14 protein-coding genes are annotated in these 11646 nt (G+C 58.8%); 5 read left to right on the forward strand and 9 right to left on the reverse strand.

All coding sequences use genetic code 11. The annotated features are described in order from the left end of the window. The first annotated feature begins 21 nt into the window (after positions 1-21). From GQ651_RS02870 to GQ651_RS02885, 4 genes are all read left to right on the forward strand, one after another. Positions 22-969: a LysR substrate-binding domain-containing protein gene (locus GQ651_RS02870; protein WP_227257939.1), complete on the forward strand. Its 948-nt coding sequence runs from the start codon at positions 22-24 to the stop codon at positions 967-969. A gap of 391 nt (positions 970-1360) precedes the next feature. Further along, the gene (locus tag GQ651_RS02875) at positions 1361-3031 is read left to right on the forward strand and encodes a winged helix-turn-helix domain-containing tetratricopeptide repeat protein (RefSeq protein ID WP_160762703.1); all 1671 of its coding nucleotides are present in this window, start codon (positions 1361-1363) and stop codon (positions 3029-3031) included. 207 nt (positions 3032-3238) lie between these two features. Continuing rightward, positions 3239-3412 carry a hypothetical protein gene (locus GQ651_RS02880; RefSeq protein ID WP_160762704.1) on the forward strand — a complete coding sequence of 58 codons (174 nt, stop codon included), beginning with the start codon at positions 3239-3241 and terminating at the stop codon, positions 3410-3412. A 226-nt stretch (positions 3413-3638) separates the two neighbouring features. After that, the gene (locus tag GQ651_RS02885; RefSeq protein WP_160762705.1) at positions 3639-4541 is read left to right on the forward strand and encodes a LysR family transcriptional regulator; all 903 of its coding nucleotides are present in this window, start codon (positions 3639-3641) and stop codon (positions 4539-4541) included. 18 nt (positions 4542-4559) lie between these two features. Here the strand turns inward: GQ651_RS02885 and GQ651_RS02890 are convergent, their stop codons facing one another. The 9 genes from GQ651_RS02890 to GQ651_RS02925 all read right to left on the reverse strand — a co-directional run bounded on the left by GQ651_RS02890 (position 4560) and on the right by GQ651_RS02925 (position 10596). Then, the gene (locus GQ651_RS02890) at positions 4560-4847 is read right to left on the reverse strand and encodes a hypothetical protein (protein ID WP_160762706.1); all 288 of its coding nucleotides are present in this window, start codon (positions 4845-4847) and stop codon (positions 4560-4562) included. A gap of 17 nt (positions 4848-4864) precedes the next feature. After that, complete coding sequence (locus GQ651_RS02895; RefSeq protein ID WP_160762707.1) at positions 4865-5281, reverse strand: nuclear transport factor 2 family protein; 417 nt, start codon at positions 5279-5281, stop codon at positions 4865-4867. A gap of 349 nt (positions 5282-5630) precedes the next feature. Continuing rightward, a complete protein-coding gene (locus GQ651_RS18615; RefSeq protein WP_227257940.1) occupies positions 5631-6212 on the reverse strand; it encodes a hypothetical protein in 582 nt (193 codons plus the stop codon). Between the two features lie 181 nt (positions 6213-6393). Next, positions 6394-6855, reverse strand: a complete 462-nt coding sequence (locus GQ651_RS02905) for a helix-turn-helix domain-containing protein (protein WP_160762708.1) — start codon at positions 6853-6855, stop codon at positions 6394-6396. A gap of 347 nt (positions 6856-7202) precedes the next feature. Next, positions 7203-7502, reverse strand: coding sequence for a hypothetical protein (locus tag GQ651_RS02910; protein WP_160762709.1), 300 nt, complete (start codon positions 7500-7502; stop codon positions 7203-7205). Between the two features lie 110 nt (positions 7503-7612). Further along, the gene (locus GQ651_RS02915) at positions 7613-7783 is read right to left on the reverse strand and encodes a helix-turn-helix transcriptional regulator (protein ID WP_160762710.1); all 171 of its coding nucleotides are present in this window, start codon (positions 7781-7783) and stop codon (positions 7613-7615) included. A gap of 725 nt (positions 7784-8508) precedes the next feature. Further along, entirely contained in the window at positions 8509-9456 is a 948-nt protein-coding gene (locus GQ651_RS02920; protein ID WP_319637299.1) for a tyrosine-type recombinase/integrase, read from the reverse strand. Between the two features lie 12 nt (positions 9457-9468). After that, positions 9469-9681: an Arm DNA-binding domain-containing protein gene (locus GQ651_RS19010; RefSeq protein WP_319637300.1), complete on the reverse strand. Its 213-nt coding sequence runs from the start codon at positions 9679-9681 to the stop codon at positions 9469-9471. A 186-nt stretch (positions 9682-9867) separates the two neighbouring features. Then, positions 9868-10596, reverse strand: a complete 729-nt coding sequence (locus GQ651_RS02925; protein ID WP_160762711.1) for an esterase/lipase family protein — start codon at positions 10594-10596, stop codon at positions 9868-9870. A 112-nt stretch (positions 10597-10708) separates the two neighbouring features. Here GQ651_RS02925 and GQ651_RS02930 point away from each other — a divergent pair, with 112 nt between their 5' ends. Further along, positions 10709-11644 (forward strand): NAD(P)/FAD-dependent oxidoreductase, encoded by a 936-nt coding sequence (locus tag GQ651_RS02930; RefSeq protein ID WP_160762712.1) that lies wholly within the window; start codon positions 10709-10711, stop codon positions 11642-11644. Positions 11645-11646 lie beyond the last annotated feature (2 nt).

Raw genomic sequence — 11646 nt, forward strand, 5'->3', positions numbered from 1 at the left:
CATGAGTTTGAGCTTGCTGGCTTGGAATTCCTAGGTTTGACCCGAAAGCTTCCCCCCTTTGCCGCTGTCCGTGCATTTGAAGCCGCGGCTCGTGTCGGCAGTATCAAGGAAGCTGCCAACGAGCTCCACCTTACAGCGTCAGCGGTCAGCCATCAGATTCGCGCCCTTGAGGATTATCTGGATACAGCGCTCTTTCGCCGAGTTGGAAACCGGATCGAGCTTACGCTGACTGGCCGAGCATATTCCGCGAAGCTCACCACGCTTCTTGACGCATTCGATGAGACGACGAGGTCAGTCAAGGATGCTGGGCGAAGGCCTTTCCGGGTTCATTGTACGCCAGGTTTTGCCGCGCGTTGGCTTGTACCTCGGCTCGATCGGCTCTCATTTGGCGACAAGGTTCGAATTTCGGTTTCGAACGGTGCACCATCAACCGACTTCGCGTCGAACAATGCTGACGTGGTCATCCAGTGGGCGGACGAACCCGTTCAGGGCGTGATAACCGAACCGCTGATGCAATCCGCACGATATCCCGTGGCGAGCCCTGCGACCGTTGGCAAGTTGGGACTTCACAAGCCCGAAGATTTATGCCGGGCAACCCTGATGCACGATGAGACGATGGATGCGTGGGGCGAATGGTTCGCTTCTGCTGGTGTCGAGCCCCCGATCTTTCCATGTGGACCTACATTTCCGAACTGCGAGCTTGCCACTACCGCAGCTGAACAAGGACAGGGAGTTGCCCTGGCATATGACGCCGTCGTGAGGGCGACATTGGAAAGTGGCATTCTTGTGCGACTGTTTGATGCGATCACCATGCCCTTTGTGATGTATTCCGTAGCTTATCCAAGATCTCGGACAGATGATCCTATGGTGCGCGAGTTTTCGGAATGGATACACGCTGAAGCACATGCGGCTGGCGTCGCGGCGCACGACGGTCAATACCGCAGCAGTGCGGAAGGTCTCCGAGTGTAACTACGCCGAATGGCGCATTGGTCCGCGGAGCGGTCGTTGGCCGGATTCGACTGAGTGACCGCTCTTGGTGTAACCGGTCATTGGTGTCTGTCGATACAGAGTTCCGGACGCGAAGGGCCGCTTACGCAGAAAGCGGACCTCCGGAAGATTTGACTCAATGTCCGCTCAGCGGACGGAGCTGCCATTGCAGCCCCAATGATTGAAGGCAGCATTCGACTTACTGCAGATGCCGCCAAAATCTCCCACGTCGGATAGCCGGCATTCGCTGCTCCGTGCGGACGGAAATCACTGCTGTCACGGATGAACCCTTTATTGAAAAGGCATAGGGCCTTCGGGTCTTGTCAGTATTTTCTGGTACGTTCTTTTCTCCGCTGCCAAAATGAAACCTTAGGTGATCGAAAGCCAGATCGGACAGAGTTCGGTGTCATCCTTCCGCTTCGGCGAATTCATCCTGGCGCCGGACGAGCGCAAGTTGACCCGCGATGGGATCGAATTGCCTTTGGGCGCCAGGGCTTTCGACATGCTGTGCTTCATGGTCGAGAACCGACATCGCGTCCTGACCAAGGCAGAGATACTCGACGCCGTCTGGCCGGACATCGCGGTTGAGGAAAGCAACCTGACCGTTCAGGTCTCGGCCCTGCGAAAGGTACTCGGACCCAAGGCGCTGGCAACGATACCTGGCCGGGGCTACCAGTTCGTGCTCACTGAAAAGGAGAACACGGCTGTCCCTGCCACTGACACCGACAATCGCGAAACCGCGTTCACCGACGTTCTTGTACTCCCCTTCACCAACAGTTCGAATGATCCCGATCAGGAGTATTTTGCTGACGGGATCACCGAGGATATCATCACCGATCTCTCCAAGGTAGCGGCCCTGTCCGTCGTCGCCCGCAACACGGCCTTCACCTTCAAGCGGCGCGCCGTCGACGTTGCGCAAATAGCCCAGACCATGAACCTGACCCATGTGGTCGAGGGCAGCGTACGCAAATCCGGCAATAGGATTCGAATAAATGCTCAGCTTGTAGATGGCTCGACGGGGCGTCCGATCTGGGCGGAGCGCTTCGATCGCGATCTGGCCGACATCTTCGATCTTCAGGATCGCATCACCGAAGCCATCGTCACCGCGCTCAAGGTAAGACTTGTTCCGGAAGAGCGCGTGGCAATCCAGTCGCGACCGACCGACAATCTCGAAGCCTATGAACTCTATCTCCAGGCGCGCTACCACCACACGCGTCTGGACAGGCGCAATTTTGAGATTGCCGGCCGCCTCGCGCAGCAGGCGCTTGAAATCGACCCCGAGTACGATCTGGCATGGGCGCTTCTGGCCATTAGCCAGACCGGGCTTTTCGGGCTTTCAGCTTCGGCTGAGCACGGCCTGCAAGCGGCGGAACGCGCCCTTGCTCTCAATCCGGATTTATCCGAGGCCCTAGCTGCCAAGGCTTTCGTGCTCGCCGGTCTTGGTCGCTTCGACGAGGCTTTCGAGCTTCACGAACGCTCGCTCCAACTCGATCCGGATTCCTACGATGTGCGCTTTCTCTTTGGGCGAACGTGTTTCCAGACCGGACGGCACGAAGAAGCCATTTTGCACTGGGAACGCGCAACCGAACTTTCGGAAGCAGATTTGGCGGCCTCCTCCCATGTCGCCATGTGCTACAAGGCAACAGGCCAGCATGAGAAGGTGCTGGACACAGCCCGCCGGACGCTCATGCGAGCGGAACGCGTGCTTGCGGAGAACTCATCAGATTCCTACGCACTGATCACCGGTGTCAGTGCGCTTGCGAAACTGGGCGAAGCCGAACGCGCAAAGCAATGGTCCCTGCGGGTCAAGGCCGTTGATCCAGATGACCCAAGCATCGACTACAACATCGCTTGCGCGATGGCGCTGCTCGGTGAAACGGAGACCGCACTCGATATGCTCGAAGACTGCCTGCCGCGGGTCGATGCCGTCACCTTCTCTGTCTGGATCGCACAGGATAACGACCTCGACGCCCTGCGCGAGCTTCCTCGCTTTCAGCGCCTCATTCGCGACCTTGATGCGCGTGCGGCCGCCGCTACGGCATAACCGCGCGACCCGGTCCCTCGGTGTCGGGCGATCGCAGCGTGTGCCTGCCCCCAACCTATAGACGCCAATAAAGAATCTGTCGGCGCTTCCGGCTCTTTAGGAAGTTTTCGGAACGGTTCGGGCCGTTTCAGGACATTCACCCTTCTGGCTGCCAGTCTGGCTGCACAAACAGGCCATTCCGGCAAGATATTCAGAAGGATACCAGACATGACCGATCTTTCAGCACCGCTGCAGTCCGGCAAACTGAAGTCGCCCCTAGCACGCATCCTGCGCCTTCCGCTGGCGCTCGTGAAGTCTCTCTTCGGACCGCGCCCCGGCTCCGATGTCGACCTTCGCCGCGTCAATGAGCGTTTCCTCAGAGACATCGGCTTGCGCCGCTGAAATTGCGCCGTGCCAATGCCCTTCGGGCTCACAGCGGACACCTGATCCATTTCGTCAGATGACCGCCCTGCGGACGAAGCTGTCGCTCGCCCGTTTCGGATGAATGGCTGTTTTGGCCGCTAGTGGAGCAAGCGCTGCCTTTGCGGCGAAGACACTCGACGTCTCAACGCCAATCATGGCACACAAGTTGGGGAACTCATGTCCCTGATGTATGGGTTGATGCATAGTGCCTGCTGAGCCGGACTGGAATGATTTTCGCGTTATCCTTGCGCTTGGCCGGGCCGGCTCCGTCGCAGGGGCGGCGCATTTGCTCAAAGTCGATCCTTCTACCGTCAGCCGCAGGCTGGCGGCAGCCGAGACAGCGTTCCGGGCCGTCCTCGTCGTGAGAGAGGCCCGCGCGTTTTCTCTTACCAGAGAGGGGAAATCGGCCTTTGCAGCCGCTGAAGCCATGGAGGCGGTTGCGGACCGGGCCCGCGCGGAAATACGCGATGCGCGTGGCTCGCTGGAGGGTGTCGTGCGCATTGCCTGTCCCCCCGTCGCCGTCCGCTATCTCGAAGACTTTCCCGGGGCAGTGGCCTCGGAGCATCCGGGCATCGGTGTCGAGCTTCTGTCCGGCCGTGCGCCAGTCAATCTTGCGAAAGGCGAAGCCGACATATCGATCCGGGCGGTCCGACAGGCCGACATGGATCTCGCCGTCGCGCATTCCTTCGGACTTGGATCGGGTGTCTTCGCAGCGGAGTCCTACATCGAGGCACAGGGTCGTCCGTCGACACCGGAGGATATCGCTGCGCACGCTCTCGTTCGATACGCTGAAGCGTTCCTGCACATGCCGCCCTTCGCATGGATCGAGCAGTTTGCAAGGCCGGGCAAGCCAGGCATTCGCGTGGACAACATCGACATGGCCCAGCACAGGATCGCCAGCGGTTCGGGGATCGGGGTCCTCTATTGCATTGCCGGAGACGCGGATGATCGGCTGGTCAGGCTATTCGAAGAGCCGATCGACGTCACCGACATGAACATCGTCTATCACCAATCAATGCGCGGTTCGGCGCGACTACGCGCCGTGCTCGATCTTCTGGTCGCTTTCCATATCGAGCGGCGCGCAACCCTGGTCGGGCGTAAGAGCTGATATCTTAGGCGTCAGGCTTCAGCGGTAGAAGTGTGTCGCCTCGAATTTCAGTTCCGTGGGCGGTGCAATGAAGCTGCCTTCGACCCCGCGCCCCATGACGGTTGCGAAAACCTCGTTCATGAAGCGATCCCAGTTCTCCTTCGAGCCCTGGATCGCGATGACCCGAAAGCCGCCGGGCACCGGCCCAGCAACATGGGCGATCTGACCATCCGGTATGCGGCCGAGCTCTCCGTTCATCGCCTTCATGGCCGCTTCGTATTGCGCGGCGGTTCCAGATGGAAAGAAATGAGAAATGACGTAGGGCATGAGACTTTCCTTTCGTTTCAGGTGCTGGTTTCGTCAGGGATCGGGCCGTTGGCGGATGCCGCCGGTACTTGGACCAGCTTCGGCATCGTCGATGCGCTTGCGCCGCCGGATAGGTCGGAGACGCCGGACTCGATCCGCACGATCCGGCCGTCGCGCTTTTGGTGGACGACCATGGCGCCTTCGCGCGATCCGCTCGCGAAGGACAAGGTCATATGAACAACCAGGATGTCGTCGTTCTCGTAGAGGCAACGCATGTCCTCGATGATGCGATTGCCAGGACGCCAAACCTTTTGCAGCAGGTCACGCATCGCCTCGCGGTTAATTGTGTCCTGTGATTTGTGGCGGACATACTCGAAATCCTCCGCCAGAAGTGCAGCATAGCGCTCGGCATCATCGGCGCGCATTGCCGCCTCCATTTCAGTGTAGATCAGCATAAGGGCTCCTTCGTCAGGTCGAGCGGCATCGGCCCTCGCAACGAGGGTTCTTACTGCCGAGTTCAGGGTGATCCGGGATGTACTTAGGCCCCGACAAGAGAAGGCTAGGCGGGGCCATCAAATGCGTCGACGGACAACATTGCACGCAACGATTGCAGAAATGCCCGTTTCGGTATCAAGGCCGACCCCATTGCCGACATTCGAGCGTCCCGCCGCAATTGTCAGAATTGGGCTCACAGCCGGCATCTGACCAGCATCCACTGTGCGAACTGATGGAAACTCTGAATAATTGGGCGACATTTACCATAGGCCGATAACGCCTGTTCAGTCGGGTGCATCGACGCCCTGTTCAGGTCCAAGCCACTGCAGTGCCGATCAGGACTAGACCCATGCCCGAGAGTTCTCTGGCTGTGTAGGCCTCGTCAAAGAGCAGAAATGAGATCGTTCCCAAGATTACTACCTCCGCACCAAGGATGCCGACATAAATTAAGCCGAGCCGCTCCTGTCGAAGTGCAAAGACCTCAAAAGTGCCGGCCGTAAGTAGCGCGGCTCCTATGATCAAAGCCAGCCCAGTGCTCGGCAGTTCGGCCCACGACTTCATCGCGACCATAGCAACGCAATAGAAGAACGCCGAAGTCAGCGCGAGAATGGCTACAGGCTGGAACATTTTAGCAAATGCAAATGAAACAATTGACGTAGGGTAACCCCTGGATTTGGGAGCGGTCAAAGAAAATCCGCAATTTTGCGGTACGACAGAATGGGGTCGGCTGTTGGGTTCCGAGCATTGCGGGCAGTACTTGCCTTCCATCATCCTGGCCTTGGACCTGCTTTTGCATGGACGTTTGCTGGTCCGGTGGATGACCGCTTCGGGCTCAGAGCGGACATCTGACGCTTTTGGTCGGATGACCGTGATGCCGAGATGGCCGGACATTCACCTCCTTCATCCCCATGCCCCTGGTAGGTAAGGGTGTGCTACGAGGGATGACGTGGAGAAGGGCAAAATGGCGTTGTTCGTCCCCCCTGGTAGCACGTGCTGTGGTAGGAGATACCACGTGCCGCAAGCGCACGTGCTACGAGGGATGACGTGACGTGGTATCTCGTATGACGGGATTCTAAATTCCATTCTTGCGGCATGGATTGTTCGTGCGCACCTCGGCGACTGGGAAGTCGTCGCCCGGTCTCCAGTCCCGAAAGAGATTGCGCGGAACGGGATTGCCCTTGGCGGCAGAGACATCACCAAGCCCCTTTGGAAGGGCGATCTCGGTGAGTTCATAGGAATGCGCCCGTGCTTTACCTTTGACGCCCAGGACAGCGACCTGTGTGACGACGATCCATCCTTTCTGTTGCAGCTCGATCAGAGCCTTTGCGCCCGTCTTGGTGCTGCAGCCAAGAAGATGGGCGGCCTGGCGTACACTCATCTGAATACGACCGTTGTTGTTATTGCTCGGTCCTTTCCATTCCAGCTTGATCCAAGGGTAGAGCGCCTGGGCGTAGGGGGACAGCGCCCGCCACGCTGGATATTCCATGTTCTGCCGGATCATCTTGGTCCAGTGCTCGCCACCTTCGCCGGCCATCAGTGCCTCCCGTGAGAGGTTATTGCCGGAAAGAGCAACGAGGCTGTTTGTTGGCCATTTCTCATCCCAAGGCGGCGACGATCGTGACTAATTCCGCGGCAGCTCCCGCGCCATGGTGAAAGCGTCCACCGCGCGTCGCAGTGCGCTAGATATGCGTATTCACGTCTCATCGCGATCTCCGAAAGCAAAAGGGGCGAGGAGACGCGCGCGCCGCGAAGAGAGACCGTGCCGACGGACCAGCCGCCGTGTCTGTAACTCCGTGAAAGTGGCATGTGCTGAGGGTAGGGGAATTTCGTCATTGACGTTGCAGTTTTCCGACGTCGCAAAAAGAGGGTGCTTCTTTCTCATCACGCAGCCCCTCCAAAATGAGCCGGAAGCGCAGCGAGGATGGCCATCGCATTGGGGTCAATTCGGCCACACAAGCTGGCGCAGGCCTGGATCAGGGCGTCGCGGGTCCGGAAGTACCCGACGCTGCGCCACGGCCGCTCGGCGCTACCTCTCTTGCGGCGTTGTGCGATCCATTGACAGTCGTCATGGCAGACGACGACCCGATGACGATCGCAGAGACGAGCAGCGACGCGGGAATAGTCGTCGCTCGTTTCCTGTAGAGAAATTTCGGGATTAAGGATTTTAGAATGGCTGCTCATGTTGTGCCTCTCGTTGAACTTGAGAGGCGCCGGAGGTAGAGTAACGGTGTTCTCGCCAAAGAACTTCATCCACCCCCAGCGCCTCGGGTTCCCGAAGCCGGGGGTGGTTGTCATTCCGCCAGGGCGGCGATGGCCGCGTCGATGTCGGCTTCGGGCCAATAGAGCCTCGATCCAATCTTGATCGGGCGGGGAAGGCGACCGCAGTCTAGGTCGCGATAGATCGAACTGCGGCTGCGATTGCCGAGTTTGGATTGAAGGTCGTGGAAGTTAAGATAACGCATTTTCGCTCCGTGCATTGCCATGTTGCACTTTGCTATCCGAACTTGACCGGCGATGATCAGGAGATGCTAACTAATCTTTCCCCAACTCCTGACGCGACACATTCGACAATGTATCGAGCGCCGTCGCTGCAGAGACTGGACCGCCGTCTGTCGCCTCAACTCCCAGAGCCTCGAAAATTTCCTCCAAGAATCTTCCAAATGGCCCTGGCCGATAGTGGTTCTGCGATCGCGGAGCGAAGTCCCTAAGGTGAGTTTCCAAGACCGGCCAAGCTTCAAGCGTTAATTCCTTTCCAGATGAAAGCCAGTTCTCCCATGCCCACCACCACCTGGCCTTGGCAGCTATATCCGCCACACGCATGTCGGCTTTGGTAGACGGGCGGCGGTAGTAAGAAGGATATTTGGAAAGGCCTTTTTGAAACCGATCGAGCTTGTCCTCCAGCTCTTCAATATCGAAATCTCCAGTTAAACTAAGAGTTCGGCGCGTTGATCGAGTCAGACTTTGCAGGCTACGCGCGAATTGCCATGCTTTTCTTTTCGCATCCTCAATATTGTGGAAATCCGTGTCACACCGAAATATCCGCCCGTCGATGTTGATGCGAGAGACATTTCGTATGCAATTCCTTCGGCGTCCCCACGCTTCGAGAGCGACGGAAGGTGCCGATGGATTACCGACAATAGGTCTTCGCTCTCGGTGCTGCTTCGGTTCATTTGGTTCTATCTTAGGTTCAGGAGGACTGACGGCGAATAACGAATTCGCTCCAGACCCGGGCAATATCTCGCCGCTGGTCCAAGTAGTCAGTTCGACGATACGCCCGCTCCACCGACCCACCGCTGACGTGACCGAGCGCGGTCTCTGCAATCTCGCGTGGCGTGTCCGTCGCCTCGGCGCACCAGTCCCGAAACGATGAACGGAAACCATGTGGTCGCGCCTCCAGTCCCATCCGCTTCATGTAATTTGACATGGTCATGTCAGAGATCACGCCTTTGATGGTCCCAGGAAAGAGAAATCCATCGCGGGAGAACTTTCGGGCTTCTTCGATCACAGCCTGCGCTTCTGTCGATAGCGGCACGCGGAGGTCAGACGTTGCGCCGACACGGCCTTTCATGTGAGCGGAGGGGATAGTCCAGATGTCACCATCGATTTGGTCCTCGTGAATGTGCCTGAGCGGATACGAGCGTACCGCGGTCAGGATAAGAAGTTTAAGCGCCAGTTCAGTCACTGACCCGCCGAGGTTTCGATAGAACGCAGGAACGTCCTGCCATTTCATGGCTGGAATGTGCTGCGCTGTATGACGCTGTTTTCCGAGAAGCGCCTTTGCCTTGTCCGTGGCTTGAAGGTCGACGTCGAGACCGAGTGCCGCCGCGTGTCGAAGACAGATCGCCAGCCGGTTCATGGCCTTTCGCGCGGTATCCGCCTTCGTGTGCCAGATCGGGGCGAGGGTGTCTCGGATATCACGCTGATCAATTTCTGAGACGGGCATCCGTCCAAGCTTGGGGAGGACGTGGAGTTCGAGCGGCGTGAACCAGCGGCCGGCCTTGCCGTCACCTTTCAACTCGGCCTTGCGGCTTTCGAAAGCATCGAGCGCAATATCCTGAAGGATATGCATGTTGCGCTCGGCCTCTTGGCGCTGGCGCTCACGCTCTTTGATAGCGTCCTTGCCCTGCCGAACCACGGCTCGCCATTTCTACGCTTCATCCCGCGCTTCTTTCAGCGAGACATCCGGATAGCTGCCGAGACCCATTTCATGGCGGCGTCGGTAAAGCGTGTAGCGAAGAACCCAGATGCCGGCATCGACTTTCCGCTTATAGAAATAGAGACCACCGCCATCGGCAAGTTTGCTGCCCAAGGCGGCTGCCTTAAGTTGCGTTGGCTGTATGCGATGAAGTGTGCCGGTCATAATCCCCCAGACAGTCCCCTGCTAAATGTGGGGTGCTATGGGGCAGGGCGGAGCGCAATGAAACCGCTTCTTGCAAATTTATCGTTTGTTTTCACAAGGTGCGGTACATGCTGAGCCAGCAAGATATAGATTATTTATGCCCTCTTGGGGGCACCACCGTCCACGGCTGTATCGGCGCGAGAGGCGCTACTCCAGAAGCTCCCGCACGAGGTCGCCGTAGGTCAGGTCCGGCTGGAACGCGCCGTCCCTCAGGAACAGAAGCGTTTGGCGGATCACCATCGGGTCGTTCATCATGAATGTGTGCGTGACTGGCAGAACAATGTGGTCGGTCAGTCCCGGAAGCCTTGTCGAGGCGACCGAGACCTTTCCGTCATCCGGCCCGTCGATCAGGTAGGAATAGACCGGGTTCAGCGACTGGTTTCCCGCGATCACGCCCACTTCGACCGGCGGCAGGCCCAGTCGGTTCGGCGCGCTGTTCTCCCCCGTCCCAAGTGCGAGACCCGCCGGCCCGTTTAGCCAGCGGAACGGACCGAGGTCCCCGAAGATATCGACCAGTTCCGAGCCGTTATTGGGCGGCCCCAGCATGACGACGCGGCCCATTACGGCGGGGCGATTGTCTTCCAGCCATGCGCGGAGAAGGATACCGCCCATGGAATGCGTGACGAAATGTGTGCGCTCGTCGCCGCAGGCCGCCACCGCATCGTTCAGCGCCACGCCCACCAGCTGCTCGAAGGGCAGTGACGTTGACGGATAGCCCATGTTGACGGTCTCGAGGGTCGCCGAGCGCAGGGCCTGTTCCATGATCGCCATCGATCCCGGCCCGCGCGCAAGCCCGTGCAGAAGAACCGCGCAGTCTGCCTGCGATTCCGTCGCCGCGAATATTGCCACGGCTGACATCAGAACTAGGTCCCTCATGCGGTCTCGGAAATGGATTTTCATAATGGCTGGAACCGGAACAGAAAGATGGAGACTCTTACAGATATAAGGCGCGGGTAACACGCGTCTCCTTAAAAAGGAATGGGAACAAATGTTGGAGCGTGCAAGGTCTGCCGCCGTGATCGGGGCAGGGATGACCGGGCTTACCGTTGCTGACAAGCTGACTTCAGCGGGATGGAATGTCAGCGTATTCGAGAAGGGACGCGCGCGGGGGGGACGTATCTCCACGCGGCGCACACCGCGGGGCTTTTTCGACCATGGTGCGCCGGAAATTGATGCGCGGGGTGAGGATTTTCGAAGATTTCTCAACACTTTGGGCGCTGTCGGCGACGCGCACGGACGCCTCTTCGGCAAGCCGGGAATGCGGTCGATCTTCGACCCTCTGGGCGAAGCGGTCACCATCCGGCAGGCGACTGAGATCGCCGGTCTGAAACGCGAGTCGCCAGGCTGGGTTCTGAGACGCAGAGATGGTCGGGAATTCGCGCATTACGATCATGTTATCGTGACCATTCCGGCCCCGCAGGCGGCCGATCTTGTCCGTTCGGTCGATCCCTCGCTCGCCTACGAGGTGTCTGCGGTCAGGATGCAGCCGGTCTGGACCTGCATGGTCGAGTTCGAAACCCCGGTCGACTGTCCGGATATGTCCGAGAACGGGCCCGTGCTGCGCGCCGACCGCATGGGCGGCAAGCCGGGCCGGACAGATGACCGCAACGCCTGGGTCATTCATATGAAACCCGAATTTGCGGAAGCGACGATCAATGTCGACCCTGAGCTTATGGCGCCCCAGATCCTGGAAGCCTTTGCCGAGACCTGCGGAATGGAGCTTCCGGGCGTGATCTACCTGTCAGCCCATCGCTGGCGCTTTGCGTTCGCGGATCAGCCTCTTGGCAGGCCCTATCTGATGTCTTCGCATCAGGACCTTCTTGTTGGGGGCGACTGGACGCTCGGCCGCAGGGCGGAGGACGGGTTCGACAGCGGGCGGGCGATGGCGCATTCCATCCTTTCGCAGGAACTCGCCTACCGCTAAGA

The sequence above is a fragment of the Kangsaoukella pontilimi genome (genome assembly GCF_009830125.1).
Taxonomy (GTDB): domain Bacteria; phylum Pseudomonadota; class Alphaproteobacteria; order Rhodobacterales; family Rhodobacteraceae; genus Kangsaoukella; species Kangsaoukella pontilimi.